Consider the following 20,187-nt stretch of genomic DNA (forward strand, 5'->3'; position numbering starts at 1 on the left):
GACACTTTATCCCCGATGCGTGCATATCTCAGAAAAGATAACTCACAATCTCTTGTGCGAAGTAGATGTAGATCATCCCGCCAATCATGGCAAAAATCAGCCACCCAATCAGTCCGTTAGTTATTCTTGGCGCAATGCTTGCTGGAAGGGATTTGTTACCGCTGATCATAGGCTTGATAAGGTTTTCCTTACCTAGCAAATAGACGATGATAGCGAACAGGTGAAGACCTATTGCAGCCAAAATTAGATTGAAGTTAATCGCATGAATTTCCGTGAGTAAGCTGCTGGTTTCACCGCTTACATACATGGCGAATGGGCCTTCTGAAATAATGTCATCGTTGGCGAATAATCCAGATATAAGCTGGATGCTCAGCAAAGCAAAGAAGCAAAGCACCATATAGCCACCTGCCGGATTGTGTCCGGGATGCTGTGCTGGTTGACTGTGCTTATTATGTAATGACGTCAAATAATGGATGACAGCCTTTGGAGAGCGGACAAAATGACGAAACTGGGCTGTTTCACTACCAACCAGACCCCACACCAGGCGGGTGAGCAGAAGAGCAAATAAGAAATAGGCAAGTGCGAAGTGCCAGTCCATGAGACCTTCCGTACCGGTGTACCATAGACCGGCAACGGAACAGGCTTGCAACCAGTGATAACCTCTTACGAAGCCATCCCAGGTTCGCGTCGATACATTCATTGCTTATATCCTGTGATTGTTAATCAAGTGTGATTATTTTTACAGAATTAACAGTGTCATACCATGTCGTTTATGCCATCTTTTCAAACCTTTACAATTTAAACGGTGCGAGAGGTGACAGTCTATCTTTAGTTGGCTCCATATTGGAGCCAGCTTTCATCATCCAGTGTTAAGAAAGAGGATTTTCTGATTTCCAGAAGGGTTGTTCCTTGGTTTTGAGAGGCAATCCCGACTTCATCAAGGTTCTGAACAAGATCACTCAACTGAAAGGGTTTACCGGAAAAGACATCGGTGGCGATAATGTTTCCTAATAAATCGGAAATCGCAAGGTAACTATTGGGTTGGCTAAGCTGTATTTTATCGCCTTGAATATTGAGGTTGGGGCCAAAAAACTTAATGCCGACAGGAACATGTGTTATGGCCTTGGTCGGGACTTCTCGCATACCCTGGATTTGCATTTTGTCGCCTCGCATTGCAGCGCCGTGCTCGGGGACAAATATCACAACCAGATTACGATTTGACTTATTAAGCTGGTTTACAAATGCGTAGAGATCATCGAGAACATTTTTTTGCTGTTGCTTGTAGCTGATTAGGCTACTGCCTGAGTTGCCTCGAATGATCCGGTTTCCATCATGGGCAGAAATAGAATTGTACAGGGTGACTGTAGGGGTATTGCGAGTTTGGTTGGTTTGGGCAAGCCACTGATTTAATACAGTGGCATCTCGATAAATACTCGAGCCATCAAAGCTTTTCTGGTATGGCGACAACTTCGCAAGTTCGATGGCGGGAGAGAGAGCACCGATGTTGTTGCTTATGTGGGTCATGAAATTCCCAAACTCACCGTTGTGGTTCAAAAGCAATTCATTATTGAAACCAAGTTGCGCCAGGTTTTCAAATAGCAGACATTGTTTGTTGCTTACAGTTTCAAAGAGGCTGGTGTGTTCTTGTTGACCACAACTGGCCCGCAGAAGGCGAATAACTGCTGGGCCACTATAGGCTGTTGCAGAGTTGAAATTTTCAAACAAGATATCAAACTCTGCGAATAATGGATGGGTAGTTTGGCCTGTCAGGTCGAGATCGTCCCAGGATATCGAACAGATGTTCAACAGGAGGATATCAAAGTTATGATTAAGGCTGAGCTCGTTTTGTAAGCTGGAACTTTTTTTCGCTTCATTATCGAAAAAAGCCTTCCGATATTGATTCAGGCTGATATCGTCAATGATATCAGGAAGCTTTAATGTAGCGGCAGGCTGCTCTACGTATAAGGCTGTTGTTGTTTGGGTTGGAACGATAGGATCTTGATGTCTATCATTTAGCGAAACTTGGGCAGTAGGTACTTTGGCCTGTACATAGAGCGGTTTTTCACTATGGCTTAAGCTAAAAAAAATCATGGTGATCATCACAAGGCTCGTTACCCGAAAGACTTGATGAGCAAAGTAGTAAGCGATGAGGATAATGCTAAATAAAAGGATGATATCAAGAGAGATAAACCGGGTAAGCAGTTCAAGCAGATAGAGTGTATCGAATTGTAGCAGTTGAGAGAGTTGGGCGGTTAATCGGTTAAGCGGCGGTAAGAACGAATCATAGTGAAACAGCCATAGTCCGATAACCACGGCAATGATATTTTTGGCTGCCCTTAGCCCCTTGTTAGCCACAGGGATCAGCAGGAAAAAGAAAAAGGCAAAATTGTAGAGGGCTGAAAATCCAATCACCCCCTTAATCTTTAGGGCTATCTTGAGCAAAAAATAGATATTCCACCAGCCCAGAGACCAAGTTACTTTTTCACTGAGTTGTTTCGTTGTCATGATAAGCCATGTCCCTGCTTGAATTACAATACATCATCTTTGTTGTTGTATTTCTTGAAATAACTAAGATGCCTGTTTAGCCAGTGTCGACGCACTTGGGATACCATTGAATTGGTGAAAAAACCAAGCACAAAGCCGACAGCAGTCGCAATCGAGATTGTCAGGAAAAAGTCAGTCAGATTCATGGAAGTACCCTCTGAGATTTCCGTTCTAGAGGAACACGCTTGGCGTAGACGCGAGTCGTAGTCTTGTGGCTAGGTAACGGTTTGCTTGTGTGCCAGCGTGTTGGTTTGGTTTTGACGTTTTTGTTTAAGTGTGTAGCTGTTGCGTTGGTAAGTTCTTCAATAATGTCAACGGGGTTGATAAAAACGCAATAACTAGAAAATAGCTCATTGACCTTGAGATGAAAGATGCCGTTTAGAACGTTGTCTACATCATTGGCTCTGATAGCACTTAAAAAAACATAGATAACACCACCTCCGGTCGTAAGTAGATCGCCATCACGTCGCAACTTACATAATGAGGCACACTCTGTTATGTCTTGACTCGGGAGCATGTCGAGTCTTATCAGGGCAAAGTCTATTCTTAAGCTCATTAGCTGTGAAATAAGTGACTTAACGTGCTGAGTGAACAACGTTATATCGCTTTGACCCGAAAAATTGTAACGTGGCCGCAAGTTGAGAAGGTCTTCATATTTCTTCGGGAGCTGACCAACATACACTTGGTTCTGTATTGCGATCGTCTGGCTGATGAAGTGAGAGAATGAAAGCTCGGCGTGAACGATAAGATTGACGCCTGAGTCTAATAACAGGCGTTCATCAAAATAGCTGATACATTGGATGAGTTCCCTGACAATAATCTTCAGCTCAAGACCGCAAGATGCCCTTAGTTGGTAGGCGTGGCGTGATATCCTCTCAATTTCTTCGTAGGCAATACAAGGAAAAATGATGGTAGCTTTCCTGTTGGTTAAAGCGGCCTCAAGAATCTCTTCAGGTGAATCAAAGAAGCGAAATTGTGCAGGGGGGATTTCATTATCTCTTAGCAAAGAAGGCTGTGATAGGATATCTCGCTTGTCGTTGATAGTGTCAGTGATAGATAAATTGCTAAAATACGCTTTTTCATCTACTGGGGTATACGTTTTCTGGTTCGCATCAAAGTAATAGTCGGCATTAGTTAGAATGCCTTGTTTGGTGTGGGCAAATAGAAGCGTATATTGGTAGTTAGTTTCATCCGAAGCGCTCACGAGAGAGACACTGTCAATCTGGTTGCAATGAGACGATAACGTTGAAACGAGCGACTTATTTTGGTGAACGCCATAAATGCAAAAATACACAGTGATACTTGACTTAAGTTGCCAGATCTTCAAGCGTGATAACGCAGTGCTAAGCTGTTTGTTGTTATCAGTCGATAATAAGCTGCTATTTGACAGTACAAATAATGTAGTACCTGATGCAACGGGTATTTTTTCTATGTCATCAATTAGCTGAACGATATTTTTCAGACTGTTAGTGCTTTTTAAAAAGAATACCTCATTATAAAGTGCTAAGAGTTTTTCTTTATTTTTAATTGAAAGTTTCTTGTAGCAATCATAAGACGTATTAAACAGTAAGACGTGATAATTTGAATCTACTACATGTGGTCCTCGTACGGAGCAAGGATCAGTCTCAAGCAAACTTATCACATTATCATCTTCTGAAAGAATAAAATTAGTCATAATCTATATTGCTCATACTCTCTTACAGTCACTAAATTTACATTTAAGGCTAGTTAGAGTTGATTGGTATTCCAAGTAGAGAAGATACGGATGAAGTACAATCAAATTCTCTCAGTTTTGACTCTCACCAATCGATACTAAGCCTAGTACCAAAATCGCAATTTGGTCAATTTTCAGCAGGATAAACTCATTGTGATAGTATCTACCCGCAACCTGCTAGACTCAGACGTGTCTGAAACTGAGTCGAAGAGCGTTGCTACTTGGTCGTAAAGTCAAAGATGGGTTGATGTTTGCTTTTACAACCAGCTATCAACGAGAAGTAAAAAAATGCAATAAAAAAAGTCAGATTGTGGCTGTTTTATTAACTTCTGCTATTCTTATTATGTTGATAATTATGATTATAAGTAGATAAGCGAAATAATGAGCGTATTGTTGAACTGAGAGTTAAAATCAGTGATTAATTTTAAGGAATTACTGCTGATGTCTGTCATCAATACAATTTGTGTTCCTTAATATAACCTTATAGTGATATGGATATAGAATCAGATCTTTCTTACATAGCATCTTCGTACCATTTGGATGAGTTTAACTATGAAGAGTTTGCCGATAATGAAAGAGCTCGAATTATTAACGGGCGCTGGGGTGTTTTTGATGAAGTCAACGAACACCACCCGAAGTCTGCAAACGGAATAATAGAAACAAAAGAGCCATAACTTATTCTTCGAAAGGTCTAAATAGATGAAATTAATCGCTGTCTCTGGTGTGAAGGGCGGGGTTGGTGCATCGACGGTTGCTGCTAACCTGGCTGGTGGGCTTCATGATATTAATAAGAATGTCGTAATTGTAGATCTGGACCTCCGTAATTTTCTTCGTGTGTATTTCTCGATGAAAATGACAGATGGTGATGGTTGGGCTAGCCGCGAATATTGTGGTGAGGACTGGGCTCTTGCTTTTCATCAAAGTCCGGCCGGGGTGAATTTTCTTCCTTTTGGATCGCAAGCGAAACCAGTACTGTCCAGCAGGGAGAACAGTATTAGTAAGCAGCGTAGAGTCGATTTTTTTTCTGATCCCAAATCGGTATACAGGCTGTCCAATAGTTTTTTTTCTGAGATGCTGACAACGCTGGCTGATCAATTTGACTATGCCATCATTCATCTGCCATCCGTAAGTTTTACTCGCAGTTCCATGGAGCACCTGCGAGACTTACACGCCACTATTGACTTGCACTTAGTCGTGATGAACCCCGATACAGCTTGCTATTCCATTCTTGATACCCAGGGTAAAAGCGTTAGCCAGCTTTCAAAAATCAAATTGCTCGCGAATAAGTTCTATTCGACGAGTGAAGTCAGTAGTGATTTTTCCTTTTATATGAAAAAGATATGGGGAAAGACCTTAATTTCAAACCCAATTCATTTCGATGAGGCGCTTGCGGAAGCGACGGCTAATTTGCAAACCGTGGATTGCTACTCTCCTGATAGTCTTGCTGCCGCTGAGTTCAAAACTTTAGCGCTGTGGAGTATTGCGGCCCTCGGCAGTGATGAAGGCAGCTATGCTTAGCTTCATTGCAAGAGGGATTATCAAGCCCTCCGTGATCCGGAATTTCAGCAAACACCTGACAGCATATCCCGAGAGTGAGCAAGCGTCGAGCTCAGGCCGTTTTGTATTGTTCATTTGGTTTTGTATCTGCTCTTTTATTCTGCGGCCAACCGTTTTTGGGCTTCAAACTTGGACATTACCTCTAACGCTTTTCCCGCATATTAATTTTGCCAGACCACGATTCTTGGATTCGGTACGCTGTTTGATTCAGGCGCTTTGGTTGCTTGTGGTTAGGCAAAGCGGTGGTGGACGAACTCGACGGGAGACAGGTAAGCCGAGCAATGCCTTACGCGACGGCCTGTTGTGGTTTATCGGCCTTCCTATGGCCATCGTGCATTGGGCGGGTGCCTGGGTTGAAAAGGCAGCAGATAAATCCCAAACAGTAAACTGCCCCGAAAGAGTGAGCTTTTCAAAGCTGTTGCTGACAGTGTTGGTTGGTGTAGCTTCTGTATTTTGTCTTACTGTTCCTTTTGCCTGGCAGGCTCAGGTCATTTTCGTGCTGCTACTTTGGTTCATGGCGATGATGATACGGCGTTTGCCCGGCCGAGTGCCTAACTTATTGCTGATCATTCTTTCCGTTACGGTTTCGTGTCGATACATATGGTGGCGTTATACCTCGACACTTAATTGGGACAACTCCGTCGATTTGGCTCTGGGTATGGTGTTGCTGATGGCGGAGAGTTACTCCTGGCTCGTCTTGATGCTGGGCTATTTTCAGAATGCCTGGCCATTGAAGCGAAAGCCTATCCCGTTACCAAAAGATGTCTCTGAATGGCCAACAATTGATTTGATGATCCCGACTTACAATGAAAGTCTGGATGTGATTAAAACAACAGTGCTGGCAGCACTTGGTGTGGATTGGCCCAGGAATAAGCTCAATATTTATATATTGGACGATGGGGAGCGCGATGAGTTTAAGGCCTACGCAAAGGAAGTCGGGGTACATTATATTCGCAGGCCAACCCATGAACATGCCAAGGCAGGTAACCTCAATTATGCCATGAAACGTTCAAAGGGAGAGTATGTTGCTATTTTTGATTGTGATCATGTGCCAACACGGGCTTTTTTCCAGGTCACGATGGGCGGCTTCCTGAAGGATGACAAGCTGGCGCTGGTGCAGACACCACATCACTTTTTCTCACCTGATCCTTTTGAGCGTAATCTGGCTAATTTTCGAGATGTGCCAAATGAAGGAAACTTATTCTACGGCTTGGTTCAAGATGGCAATGATATGTGGGACGCGACTTTCTTCTGTGGGTCATGTGCAGTATTACGCCGTTCCGCGCTAGAAGAAATAGGTGGTGTTGCGGTCGAAACTGTCACTGAAGATGCCCATACTTTCTTGAAATTACATCGTCTCGGTTATCGTTCAGCATATCTACGTCAGCCAGTATCAGCAGGTTTAGCAACAGAAAGCCTCTCGGCACATGTCGGTCAGCGAATACGCTGGGCAAGGGGAATGGCGCAGATATTTCGGTTGGATAATCCATTGCGGGGGAAAGGATTGAAGTGGCCGCAGAGGCTCTGTTATCTCAATGCGATGCTGCATTTTTTATCGGGGATCCCCCGGATAATCTTCCTTGTCGCACCGTTAGCATTTTTAGTGTTTCATATGCAAATCATTTATGCCCCGGCGCTCGCAATTGTTCTGTATGTGTTGCCACATATGATCCACGCAGCGATAGCGAACTCAAGAATTCAGGGAAAATATAGGCACTCCTTTTGGGGGGATGTCTATGAAACGGTATTGGCCTGGTATATCGCTCGTCCGACAACCGTTGCATTGTTTGCTCCGGAAAAAGGTCGCTTCAATGTGACCGAGAAAGGCGGGCTGATCGAAGAGGCCTATTTTGACTGGAGTATTTCGAAACCTTATCTGGTGTTGATAGGAATGAATGTGGTTGGGGTGGGGTTTGGGATCTACCGGCTTGGCTGGGGACCAGGGGACGAGATCGCAACCACAGGGATTAATCTTGTTTGGGTCATGTATAACTTGTTTATTTTGGGGGGCGCAATTGCTGTTGCAGCCGAAGAGAAGCAGGTTCGCAAGAATCATCGTATTGGGGTGGAGATTCCCGCAATGGTCCGCCTTCAAAGCGACCATATGTTTCCGGCGACTTTGGTCGATTTCTCACTGGGAGGTTTGCGGGTCAAAACCGCGGACAACTCTATTTTTGACGGACAGCCTGAAATAGAAGTGACGTTGCACCGTTCGTCAGAGGAAATAACGTTTAAGTGCATGGTCATCTATCGTGACGAAGAATGCGTCGGCCTCAAGCTCAGCCCCCTGACAACTAAGCAAGAAATAGATTTTGTTCAGTGCACGTTTGCCCGTGCGGATAACTGGTTGATTTGGAAAAAGCAATATCAACCAGATAGACCAATGAATAGTTTCAAAAGCGTACTGGTGGTAGGCGTAAAAGGTTATGAAAAGCTGTTGGAAAATAGTCCGTCGGCCATAAATAAAACCTACCTCTCTTTTAAGTCAGTTATTGGGGCTTTACTTAGTTATCTGTCGTCATTTAGGCCAAGGTTTGTGCAGTTGAGGGATGATAAATGAAGCGACTAACCATCAAAATAATAACACTCATCGTTGGTTTACAGCTCTTCTGTTTTGCGGCTTTAGTACAGTCGTCTGAACCTGTTGTGGATATCGAGAATAAGGATATTAGCTTCTCGCAATTGGGTATCAACGGCTCAATCACTATGTCTGGAAGCGAAAGTGCGGCCTATCTGAGCTTCGGTTCACGGCTGGATGAAATCGTCTCGAAGGCGGTGTTAGAGTTTAGTTTTATTCCTTCTCCGGCGTTGCAGTCGGTCGTTTCTCATCTAAAAGTTTTTTTGAATGAAGAGCTGATGGGGGTGGTTCCCATTAATGAGGGTGAGCAGGGACAACGCGTGTCTGCCTCAATACCTCTAAACCCAAGGTTTATTAGTAACTTTAATCAGTTACGTTTTGAACTGATTGGATCAATCAACAGTACTTGCCGTGATCCGAATAGCCCGAGTATCTGGGCAGAAATCAGCAAGGCAGGCACCATCAAGCTGCAAGTTCACAATGCTGTTCTGGCTACGGATCTTGCTTTGCTGCCAGCACCTTTTTTTGATCAAAGAGACTTTTCACATTTAACGCTTCCTTTTGTTTTTCCACCTCAACGTGACATTGACGGCTTAACTGCTGCAGGTGTGATGGCTTCTTACTTTGGTACTCTGGCCAGTTGGCGCGGTGTCAATTTCCCTGTCTATTTTGACGATCTTCCTCAGCAGCACAATGCGATAGTCTTTGCAACGAATCAGCATCGACCTGCATTTATAAAAGACCTGCCAGAAGTGAGTGGCCCTGTGCTTCAGTTAATTACTCATCCAACCAACCGTTACCGAAAATTATTGCTTGTATTGGGGCGTGACAGCCGTGACCTGAATACTGCTGTACGAGGTTTGGTGCTAGGAGACAGTTTACTCTCAGGCCCTATAGCTCGAATCAATAATGTTACCGAACTAAAGCCTCGCAAGCCCTATGATGCGCCGAACTGGGTGAGAACGGACAGACCGGTGAGTTTTGCCGAGCTGGTTGAAGGGCCTTATCAGTTACAGCGAGAAGGGCGTAGTGCTGCACCTATTAATGTGGAATTCCATTTACCGCCGGATCTTTTTGCCTGGCAGTCGAGGGGGATACCGCTTGAGTTAGCCTATCGCTATTCCCCACCGTTAGGGAGTGCCGAATCGCGAATGAGCTTTTCGGTCAATGGGCAGTTTGTCGAAGCGTTTAATTTATCGGATACGGGAAAACATGCCAGTAGCAGCCCGATCAGAATACCGCTGCTGGACGATACACTGATCAGCGCGAATTCCACCTCTCGTATCCCGGCTTTTCGTATTGATAGCAGTAATATGATGCAGTTTGAGTTTAGCTTTATATCAGGGGCGGATGGTAACTGTCAGTCGGCACAACCCAGCCGCTACTACGCGGTGATGGACTCGGACTCAACGCTGGATTTTTCTGATTTTCCACATTACATAAAAATGCCCAATTTACGAGCATTTGCAAAATCAGGGTTTCCATATTCTAGAATGGCCGACTTATCGGAAACCGCGGTGGTTATGAAGCAAAATCCGCCAGCACCTGAAGTGGCGTTGATGCTCGATATGATGGGGGCGATAGGAGCCAAAACAGGCTATCCGGCAATAAAGGTAGCCATGTTGGATAGTTGGGATCCGGAACAGTTGATTGATAAAGATATTCTGACGATTGGGCGACTATCGCCACAGGCTGACAATGCCGTTTCTCAAGATGGCGCCAACCTGATTTTGGGGGAAATGACCAGGAAACTAGCCTTGCCTGCGAGTAATAACAAGCTGGGTTGGGCGAGCTGGTTACAGAGCAAACCTGATGATGCAGATGTTTTAGGAACCGTTGATGTAACGGCTCAAGGTGCATTTGCAAGCATGGTTGCTATGGAGTCACCCCTAACCAAGACACGTAGCCTCATTTCTCTAGTGGCATCGCAACCAAATGATTTTGCCTTAATTGGTGATGCGCTGAATGACAGTGGGAAGTTAGATCATATGTTTGGTTCGGTTGTCACAATCCAGGAAGGGCAAGTGGCTAGTTTTGAGGTAGGGAAGAGTTTTTACCTAGGGCAACTACCAGTAATGGACTTGGTTTGGTACCACTTCTCTTCTCATCCGGTATTGCTCGCCCTGTGCGTTGTATTCCTAGTTGTCTTGCTCACGATAATTTTCTGGCGTGTACTGCGACGAATTTCTGCCGACAGATTGGCTGATGGAGGTAAGTAATGAAACAGCTAATTGCTCTGCTAGTTTGCATTATGCTCAGCTCTCAGGTATTTGCCAAGCAATGTAACTGGCCACGATGGGATACGTTCAAGAATACCTACATTCTTGATGATGGCCGTGTGCTTGATGCATCCGATCCGAGGCAGATCACTACTTCTGAAGGGCAATCCTACGCATTATTCTTTTCGTTGATTGCCAATGATCCCGAGACCTTTGATTTACTCTTCAAGTGGACGCAAACACACCTGGCCAAAGGAGACTTAACGGCCCGGCTTCCTGCCTGGCTGTGGGGAAGAGATACACCGGGTACGTTTACTGTGCTCGATGCTAATTCAGCCTCAGATTCGGATCTATGGATAGCTTACACCCTGTATGAAGCCGGCCGGTTATGGGACAACTATTATTATCAGAGTGTTGCTTATTTCCTTGCCAGCAGGATTTTGCGCGAGGAGACCGTAGCGCTGAAACAAGGTGAGCGCTTTTTGCTACCGGCACCAAAAGGTTTTGTTATTGATGACCGCACTTATCGCCTCAATCCCAGCTATGTGCCGATCCAGCTGATTGAAAAAATGGCGACTTCCTTTCCTAACCAAGATTGGGCATCACTCAGGAAAGGGAGTGAACTGCTTATCGTTGAATCGATGCCAAAGGGCTTCAGCCCTGATTGGGTTGTTTATTCAGAGAAAGGTTATACGCGAGACAAGAAAACCAAAGGAGAAGGAAGCTATAACGCGATCCGTACCTATTTATGGGCGGGAATGCTGGCTGATGATGATCCATTTAAGCCTCAGGTTATCGAAGCTATGCAGCCTATGGTTACTGCGAATACCCGTAAAGGGTTACCACCACAAACGGTCAATACGCGTGACGGCTCTTATCGGGGCAAGGGGTCGGCTGGTTTTTCAGCCTCAATGTTGCCCTTGCTGGTGGCATCGGGTGAACGTGAATTTGCAAAGAGCCAGTATCAATCGGTGAAGGAGTCTCTGCTAAGCGAGCAGAAAAATTTCTACTACGATAACGTTCTGGCGCTTTTTGGCGAGGGATGGTTTGAAAATCGATACCGCTTCGATCGTGATGGCAGCTTGGTTACCTTTTGGGATACGCAATGTCAGTGACTTCGGTGCGCATGATAGCGAAAGTAAGCCTGTCTCTCTGTTGGCTCATTGTCGCCGGTTCAGCCTGGGCACTGAGCTCAGAGCAACGTGAGCAGGTCTATAGTTTGTCGCCGTCGTTACTGCACCAGGTTCCCCAGCATCAGGTGATAGATTCAGTAGATTGGCTTCATGGCCAGATTGTTACCGCAGAATTGATGAACCGTGATGACATTGTCCAGAGTGCTCTCGAGAGACTAATGGCCGTTTCGCCTAATGATATACAAGGACAAGCAGCACGTGCGCGCCTTAGTGCGCGTAAGAATGAGATCAAGCAGGCTGAGTTGATACTGAATCTGCTGCGGGTTCAACACTCCGGAACGAGTTCGGTGTTGTTGCTAGAGTCATATTTATCTATTTATACCCATAAACGTAATGAGTACAAACGACTTCAGCTCCTTGAAAAATTAGGTCGAACCGAGGAAGCCATTTCTAGCTACGATGCTCTGTTTCCGCATGGAATGCCAACATTTCAATTCCGACTTAATTATCTTTCCTTGCTTGGTGAAGATGACAACAACTGGGCGCGGGTCAAAGATCAGTTGGAGGAGATGAATTATCGATATCCGGATGTACCGGTTTTACAGCTCAGGCTTGCCAGTCATCTTAGAAAACGGGACTCAGCTAACCCCTGGATGTTGGCAACCGTTAAGAGGTTGGCCGCAAACCCGCATGTTGGGGAACAGGCCGCGGATACATGGCTAAGAGCACTTGCTGACCTGCCTGTTGATAAAAATTGGGCAAATCAACATGCGACTCTTGCTAGCTATTTTCCCTACAATTTCGCTATTCAGCAGGCCAACCTAGCAGCCCAGTCCCGCTGGAAACAGGAGCAAGAGTGGCTAGAAGATCCGACGTACCTTGCCAAGCTAAAGGGAATAGCTTTGGTGAAAACCGAGGATCCCGCCAACCTCCCAAATGCTTACGAGCAACTAAGCTATGCGATGTCGACCCGGCCTAATGATCCTCAGCTACTTGAGGCGTTGGGGAAGTATTATCTGCGTATAGGGGAATCTGAGCAGGCATTGTTGTATTTCAAACGGGCCGCATATTTTGATGATGATCCTGATAACGCCACAAAATACCAATCTCTAGTTCGAACAGCTCAGTACTGGACCTATATTGATCGTGGCGATCAGTTGATTGAAGAGGGGAATACTCAACAAGGCAGGGAATACTATGCAAAAGCGCAGATCCTCTTGCCAGACAAACCACAAAGTTATACCCGTCTCGCAGGTCTATCTCTAGCTGAGGGAGACTATTTAGCAGCAAGTGTTGGTTTTCGGAAGGCAAAGGAAAAGGATCCCTTGAATGCTGCAGCACTCAGAGGAATATTGGATATCTATGTGACGCAGCAGCAATCCGAAATTGCATTACAACAAGTGAGTTCGTTTACGCCAGAGCAGCAAGCGCTGGTGCGCAAGGAAATAAATGCGCTAACGATAGAGCAATTGGCATTGCGGCTTGAAATTTATACGAGTAGCGAAAAAAGCCTACACCTAGTACAGCAAACGCTCGATATGCTGGTTGAACTTAACCCTGGCGATCCCTGGTTAAGAAAAGAAGTGGCTGATTTGCTGGCAGGCCATCATCACCAAGCGGTGGCTGATCGCCTGATGGCGAACTGGGCTGAGAACTCTCAGGAGCCGGAAATGGTATATGCCTATGGTTTGTATTTATCCCAGCAAGACCGCTTGGCGGCTGCTATTGCAACGGTGGCCTCCATACCTGACGAAAAACGCACTGTCAGTATGGCGGTGACCCTGGAAAGGCTGAAACTCAAACAAGTTATCAATCAGGCGACAGCTCTTTATGAGCAAGCCCCTGACAAGGCAACCCGGTTGTTGCAGAGTTATCCGCGTCCCAAGTGGGTAGAAAGCCGGTTAACCCTGGCATTCGCTTGGATACGAATGGGGGACCTTGGCAAGGCTCGCTTAATTCTGGGTGCCCCGGAGCTTTCAACGTTGAATGACAATATGTTCATTCGTTACGGAGAAGCCGTGGTAGATCTGGATGATAGGTTTCTCTTCGATAGCTGGCGCATAGCTGCCCAGAACCGGAAATTAAACCAAGAGTTACAGGCGAAATACTATCAGACTGTGGCCAACTACGAATTATACGGCGCCAAAGCCGATTACGCCGTAGGAAACATCAATCAAGCACACCAGACGTTTCAGTTTTTACTTAACTCTGAAGTGGCCAGCCAAGATGAGATAGCACTTCGTCTTGTTCGGACCAGTCATAAACTGGCTGATGAAAAAACCTTTAGCTTTGTCACGCAGCGCTTGATCCAGCGCCAGCCTCTTCTTTCTTATTCACAGCAACTTAAATTGGCTGAGGTACTTTACGAGACCGATAATAGTCAAGATGCGACTCTGATGTTGGCCAAGCTTAGTGAACGCAATGATGGGACGGTCATTGATAAGTGGGAATCGTTGAACATTGCGATGGAAAAACAGCAATGGGAAACTGCCGAAAAGCTGGCGTACCAGACTTTGCTGGCCGATAGGCAGGCGAAACATCCTGTCAAAAAGGAAGAGCAGGAGCTTACACTAGAAACTATGTATCTTGAAGCCGATGACTATTGGCTGACGCGTAGGGTGAAAGCCGATATCGATACCCTGAGAGCCAGGGAGGATGGCTATATCAAGCTCGGTGTCGACTATGGCTTCCGCGAAGGTGAGAACCATGAGCTCAATGTGCCCTTGGAGGCCAAGATACCTTTCTCTGAGTATGATGGTCATTTGGTCGTAAAGGTAGACTATGTTGAGGTAGATTCAGGAGATCAAACTTTTTTTGATAGCGATGTCCGTTTTGACGATAAGCAGAGCGGCACAGCCATAGGGATTGGCTGGGAAGCCAAAGACTGGCGGATCGATATCGGAACTACGCCTCTGAGTTTTCTCAATACGGGTGTTGTCGGTGGCGTTGAGAAGGTATTTGATATCGACCAGTTTACCTTTCGGGCTGCTTTGTCACGCCGTCCTGAAACCAGTACAACCGTGTCTTACTCGGGCATAAAAGCGGCCGTACCTCCTGCGGCGCCAACTGAGCAAGAGTGGGGTGGGGTGTTAAAAACGGGTATTAATCTTGGCCTGTCCTGGGATGACGGCGGGCCGTATGGTTATTGGTCGAGTGCGCAGTTCCACTACCTGGATGGAAAAAATACCGTAGATAATACCCGGTTTGCTTTGATGGGAGGCGGCTACCGCAAGCTAATCGCCGAGGAAGATAAGCGGTTGAGTGCCGGGCTCAGTGCGTTTTATATGAGTTACGATAAGAACTTGGGTGAGTTTGCCGTTGGGCACGGTGGCTACTATAGCCCTCAGTCATATTTCTCGCTTTCGCTACCGGTCAGTTACTACGGTCGTTATCAAAATACCTGGGCCTATTCTGCCTATGCCTCGGTATCACATTCTTGGAGTGAGCTTGATGCGCCGTATGGGTTTGATGGTAGTGAAGAAAGGGGGGGGGATTTTGGTTATTCCCTTCGGTTGGCGGCAGAAAAAAGGGTAAGTTCGAAGTGGTATGTCGGGGTGTTGATGGATGCGGAGCGTTCAGAGTTCTATGAACCGAATCATTTTCAGCTGTATGTGAAATATACCTTTAATGAAGGCTGGCAACCGATAAAGACGCCACCTGAGCCGGTAGCTCTCTACGCGGATTACTATTAAATAGCTTGTATATGTCAATTAAGAAAAAAGCCTGCACGGAGCAGGCTTTTGGAGGAAGAAGGTGATCTAGTTATCGATTTTCCAGGCGGTTATAGTCCAGCAGCCCGGCCTCAATGGGATAACTATCTCGATATATCTGATTCAATTTGTCACTGAAAGACCAGAAGTCCGTACTTGTTCGGCGAACGGCATATTTGTCGAGTAGTTTGCGATAATCTTGTTCTGTATTCACTGTCTTTATTTGTTCAGCCAGTGCTGGAAGCTGCGATTCCTGTAGATACCAGAAGGCACCGGGGTAACTGCCAAGTATGCCTGAAACCAAAGTGACGTCGTCCTGTTCATACTGGCGATTAGATTCTTCATCAAACAGGCTTGAAATGTTCTTGTGGGCGCTGTTTCTAACCAGTGTGAACAGTTGCGGTTGGACGGTGCGATCATTTGGTTCTATGACGATAAATGTCAGCTCGGGGAACAGAGTTGCCTGCTTTCCTTTTAATTGGTTAATAGCATCAAGGGCTGCAATGCTTGTTGGTGCTAATTGTGTATTGGATAATACGAAACGGTCCGAATTCACAGTGTTTAAGCGTTCTTGCAACATATTAAACAGTTCTTTTTTAGGATTATCAGTGTTGAACTGGACACCTGTCGGTTGGTTAAAGGCATTGATATCACCCTGTATGAACTGGCTTAAATGTTGGCCGGAATCCTGATACCAGCTAGCTAACTCCTGACGCCTGGTATCTGTTGGTAGTAGTGACAAGAAGTTAGACTCTCCTTCCATACGCAGGAAGTCCATATACATCCGGGTAATAAGCTGGTGGCCGAAATTACCATAGACATCAAAACCGGCTACCAGCAAGTAATGGATTCGTTCTATTAATGAGTAATCAAGTACCCAGGCAGTTTTTGGATGCTCACCAACGAGTCCTTTTGTAACGGTGGCACTATCGAAGTGACGGAAAATGGTCAAAGTTGCATTGTCATTGTGGCCATCGCCATCCCAAATAAGGTCTGTGGTCAAATGTTCGCCATTCTCAAACGTTTGGTTTAGCAGTTCGTTTTTGGCACGCAAGAAGCGTCCCTGCTGCTTAGCGTAGGAAATCCAGTTTGTGAGCGGCAGGGTGTTGCTTTCCTTTTCCGCCGGCAAACGTAGGTTGTGCGCCTGTTCTGCATAGAATGTATTGACGCTAGGGACATTAGCCATTTCAGGATCAACGAAGAAGACCCAGAAGCGGTCATTAATGACATTTAAAGCCAGCTGGCCACGACATACAGGTCCTTTGATGAAGCCCATGATGGTGTTTTGTGCATTATCGATCATAAATCGATAGCGGGCATTGGCTGGAAGTTGACTGAACGCCATCAGAGGGTTGGCTGCGAGATCAGGCTCATAGCCCGGCAGCGTAGAAACTACGTAAGAGGGTTCGAAAAAGAGTTCGTCATACCTTGCCATCTTGCTCTTGTTGAGGGCGTAAGGCATGTGGGTTTTATCAACAATAGTTTCTCGTACCTGCTCGAAACGGTAGTAGACGCGAGATACTCCGGGATCATCAAACGGTCGACGGGTCGCGATTAAATCCACAGGGCTGCCAGGTGCATTTTTAGAGCGAACTAGTTTAAAGAAGACCGGCTTTTCTTCATCTGAAAAATAGAGATGAGAAACAAACAGATGTTCGTAGATATAACGGCTGACCAGTTGCTCTTTGAGAGAATCACCATTTAGGAAGGTTTCCCACTCGCGCACTTTGGCCAGGGTAGCTGCTGAAGGCGGTTGAACGCTGGTCATTGGGGCGCCAACGGCCAACCATTCCATGAGAGTGTCGTTTTCGCTTTTTGCGATTTGAGGTAAACCGTAAGGCATGCCCCATTTAGGGTAGGCTTGCTCGTACTGTTCCATTTCCTCTATTGTCGGGCATTGCTGATCCCGATCCAGGCTAAAGTCCCAGCTATCTGGATTAAGGACTGTATCGGATGGTAAGGGGTGCGCTTGTTTAAGCTGTAGCATTCTTGCCATCACCCCTGCTTGGGTATTGGCCTCCGGTGACTGCTCACGTTCGTTGAGCACAGGCGAAAAGCCCTTTTCACGCCATTGGGCTGTAGTTTGAGCATCAATAAACATACGCGTGGTATTAGCAGCCAGCAGACGCGTACCTTCGTAGACTTTCTCTTTATTGGCACCGCGGTCTATGCCTTCTGCTGAGCTTAACTTTAGTTGGCACGGCGCATCGTAACAGGCATGACAAACCACGCAGCGGTTTTCGATGATTGGTTTAACATCGGTGAGGTAGCGCTGAGCAATAGGCGTAGCTGCCGGTACTATCCGGTCTTTGGGCTCAGGCAGACCATAGAGTTGGTCATAATTGAAGCCGGCATATACAGCACAGCCTGAAAAAATCAGGGTGGCGAGGAGCACCACCACTCTTTTGCTCTGCTTAAAAAAAGGTAAGCGCATGGATGAATTATTAACTGGTTGACATCTCAATATTGTATAAGTAGCCACCGCGGTATAACAAGATTTTATTTTAACGTTGTTCAATTAGCGCTTTGCTGCTTGTACTCCGGTATATATTGCTTGTAATTAAACAGTTTGGTGTTTTTCACACTGTTATGGACCCAGTAGATCCCTACATTGGGATAGAAGATCAGATCCAAGTAGGGTTGTTGGTAAAGCAGGTAACTGTACGCGATACGTTTTGCTCTAAAATCGTCTCTCATCTTCGATTCTGTCATTAACGCCGTTGATTTTTCCTCTACAAATAAATCACTTGGCTGGTACGCCCAATGAAACATGTCTGGTTTTAGCTGGGCGGTTGAAAGAAAAGGCGACTTATTTTCGATGATCGACAAGGTGGCCGCACGCACCGACAGGGCGTGATGGAAGTCTGTGTCTTTTTCAGTAATGAAAGACATATAGGAGTAGTTGAGCGTGGCAGATTCACCTTTCGAGATATAGTGATGGACAACCTTCGACTGAATACCGGACTCATCGATATAGTTCATGAACACCTGTGCGGTTGGCTCTCGTGCCAGCTGGGTTTGGATAACCGGATCATCCCGGTAGGTCTTGGTTTCATGAACAAGAAGATCAGAAAATTGTTCCCAGTTGTGATAACCAAAAGTATATGAAAAATCGGTGTTTGACAGGCAGGCGCTTTCTTTGTCAACCCGGCACCAGGCAACAGAGTAGATTCCGTCACCCTTATAAGCAAAGGCTTTTACTTTGGTAATTTTGGGTGGTGAGACCACTTTTAGGTGTTGCCGGTAGGCAAGGTTGAGTTTTTGCCGCAGATCATCCAAATCGTCCTCATTAGTGGCAATGAGAGTAACTGAGTTATCTCCCCACTTTTCTGTTTGGGTTAAGTAGTTATTTTGTGCCGGTCGTTTGTAATGATTTAACCAGAAATAGGTACCAATACTGGCGATAAGCAGAAAACAAACAAACGAAAATGGGAAAAGAGGGTGATTAAAGAGGAACTTGGTTCTCTTTGTCAGCTCCGTGTCGAGTGGAACTTCCTGTCGTTCGAACTGAGTAACTTGATAACCAACACGAGGCAAGGTTTCAATGACCTCTCCTTTATGCCTTTCCTGCAGTTTTACCCGAAGCGCCCGTATAACCTGAAACAGTGATGCTTCGGTAACAACCCGATCAGGCCATCCTACTTTCAGTAATTCGCTCTTGGTAATCGGACGCTGGTGGTTATCGATTAAAAAAGTAAGGATGCTTTGTTCAGAGAGGTTGAGCTTTTGTATTGAGTCAGAAGATTTGATGATGCCTTGGCATGGAATGAAGTAAACGTCAGTTTGAAATTTAATCTGCTCACGGCTTGACATTAATACCTCGGATGACTTGTGACACAGTGGAACGTTACCTTTTAGAATTCAAAACGTTAATTACTAGAGATTTCATCAGACTAAAAGCACAGATAAAGTAATCTAGGACACTACGTTTAATTTTATGCTGGAAAGTAAGTCTACCATGAATAAGGGAAAAGAATAGGGAAGTTAGCTCGTTCGGGGAGGGGAATGACAGTGCTGTTCTGAAGGGGCTCAGGGAGGCGGATACCTCCCTGCCGGAACAATAAGATTACTTCTTAAAGATTTCCAGGAATTCACGCTTCATTGGTGGGTTGCGGCGTGCTTTTTTCAGCTGCTTGCACATGTCTTTTACGCAGTTATGCAGTACTTTGTCTAGCATAACGGCTTTGTATTCTGTGTATTCTTCGTCTGTCATGTCATCAGGCTTTTTCGATTCCTGTAGCTCACCCAGGAAGTCTACACCTGAGTAGCTCTGGCTAAGCGCGATAAGAGCATGAAACTGTTCGAAGTTGTCCAGCACATTTTGCGCACTCGCAGGAAGCTGGTCCCACGCTAGGCGAGATGTTCCTTCAGAAGCTTTGTAGACGTTGACTAGCATGCCCAATAGTTCTTCCGGCACTTCTTCAAACTCGACAACCTGGCGAAGTTCTGGTGAACAATCGTCAAGAGTAAAGGTTACTTCTTCGGCGATTTGTTCTTCTTTATTTTCAATCTCAGACATAGCTAATTCCTACAGCATGAATAGTTAAGGAGGGGAATCCTATAGCCCTACGTATAAATGTCAACTTTTCTCCGCGTAACCGTCTAATTTGGTTAGCCAGAGTAATATAGCTTGTTATCGGTAACAGATTGCCAGTCAGAATTGAAAACTTGCTAAGCAGGTCACGTTCGATCGCCTATAGTGAAAGTATGCTCATATTATCGTTAGGCAAAT

At 45.6% G+C, this 20,187-nt stretch carries 12 protein-coding genes; 5 read left to right on the forward strand and 7 right to left on the reverse strand.

Annotated features, from left to right (window positions below):
• Positions 1-28: 28 nt before the first annotated feature.
• From BIT28_RS01495 to BIT28_RS01505, 4 genes are all read right to left on the reverse strand, one after another.
• Positions 29-700: a cytochrome b/b6 domain-containing protein gene (locus tag BIT28_RS01495; RefSeq protein ID WP_075761871.1), complete on the reverse strand. Its 672-nt coding sequence runs from the start codon at positions 698-700 to the stop codon at positions 29-31.
• 128 nt (positions 701-828) lie between these two features.
• Positions 829-2,505: a cellulose biosynthesis protein BcsG gene (gene bcsG, locus BIT28_RS01500; protein ID WP_075761872.1), complete on the reverse strand. Its 1,677-nt coding sequence runs from the start codon at positions 2,503-2,505 to the stop codon at positions 829-831.
• 23 nt (positions 2,506-2,528) lie between these two features.
• A complete protein-coding gene (locus BIT28_RS29465; RefSeq protein WP_175577479.1) occupies positions 2,529-2,690 on the reverse strand; it encodes a hypothetical protein in 162 nt (53 codons plus the stop codon).
• Positions 2,687-4,219, reverse strand: coding sequence for a BcsE family c-di-GMP-binding protein (locus BIT28_RS01505; protein ID WP_075761873.1), 1,533 nt, complete (start codon positions 4,217-4,219; stop codon positions 2,687-2,689). Before BIT28_RS01505 ends, BIT28_RS29465 begins: the two co-directional genes overlap by 4 nt.
• 738 nt (positions 4,220-4,957) lie before the next feature.
• Between BIT28_RS01505 and bcsQ the strand changes: the two genes are divergently transcribed.
• Genes bcsQ through BIT28_RS01535 form a run of 5 tightly spaced genes read left to right on the forward strand, consistent with a single transcriptional unit; the run spans position 4,958 to position 15,437 of the window.
• The gene (gene bcsQ, locus BIT28_RS01515) at positions 4,958-5,776 is read left to right on the forward strand and encodes a cellulose biosynthesis protein BcsQ (RefSeq protein ID WP_075761875.1); all 819 of its coding nucleotides are present in this window, start codon (positions 4,958-4,960) and stop codon (positions 5,774-5,776) included.
• Positions 5,769-8,375 carry a UDP-forming cellulose synthase catalytic subunit gene (bcsA, locus tag BIT28_RS01520; RefSeq protein WP_089153647.1) on the forward strand — a complete coding sequence of 869 codons (2,607 nt, stop codon included), beginning with the start codon at positions 5,769-5,771 and terminating at the stop codon, positions 8,373-8,375. The genes bcsQ and bcsA overlap by 8 nt, the downstream gene beginning before the upstream one ends.
• A complete protein-coding gene (bcsB, locus tag BIT28_RS01525; RefSeq protein ID WP_075761877.1) occupies positions 8,372-10,612 on the forward strand; it encodes a cellulose biosynthesis cyclic di-GMP-binding regulatory protein BcsB in 2,241 nt (746 codons plus the stop codon). The genes bcsA and bcsB overlap by 4 nt, the downstream gene beginning before the upstream one ends.
• Entirely contained in the window at positions 10,612-11,727 is a 1,116-nt protein-coding gene (gene bcsZ / locus BIT28_RS01530) for a cellulose synthase complex periplasmic endoglucanase BcsZ (protein ID WP_075761878.1), read from the forward strand. The genes bcsB and bcsZ overlap by 1 nt, the downstream gene beginning before the upstream one ends.
• A complete protein-coding gene (locus BIT28_RS01535) occupies positions 11,718-15,437 on the forward strand; it encodes a cellulose synthase subunit BcsC-related outer membrane protein (protein ID WP_075761879.1) in 3,720 nt (1,239 codons plus the stop codon). The genes bcsZ and BIT28_RS01535 overlap by 10 nt, the downstream gene beginning before the upstream one ends.
• A gap of 70 nt (positions 15,438-15,507) precedes the next feature.
• Here BIT28_RS01535 and BIT28_RS01540 read toward each other — a convergent pair whose 3' ends face one another.
• From BIT28_RS01540 to BIT28_RS01550, 3 genes are all read right to left on the reverse strand, one after another.
• A complete protein-coding gene (locus tag BIT28_RS01540) occupies positions 15,508-17,889 on the reverse strand; it encodes a fatty acid cis/trans isomerase (protein ID WP_075761880.1) in 2,382 nt (793 codons plus the stop codon).
• A gap of 80 nt (positions 17,890-17,969) precedes the next feature.
• Complete coding sequence (locus tag BIT28_RS01545) at positions 17,970-19,268, reverse strand: winged helix-turn-helix domain-containing protein (protein ID WP_075761881.1); 1,299 nt, start codon at positions 19,266-19,268, stop codon at positions 17,970-17,972.
• Positions 19,269-19,521: 253 nt separating this feature from the next.
• Entirely contained in the window at positions 19,522-19,974 is a 453-nt protein-coding gene (locus BIT28_RS01550; protein ID WP_075761882.1) for a DUF3069 domain-containing protein, read from the reverse strand.
• Positions 19,975-20,187: the final 213 nt, after the last annotated feature.

Source organism: Photobacterium proteolyticum, assembly GCF_001939735.1.
GTDB lineage: Bacteria > Pseudomonadota > Gammaproteobacteria > Enterobacterales > Vibrionaceae > Photobacterium > Photobacterium proteolyticum.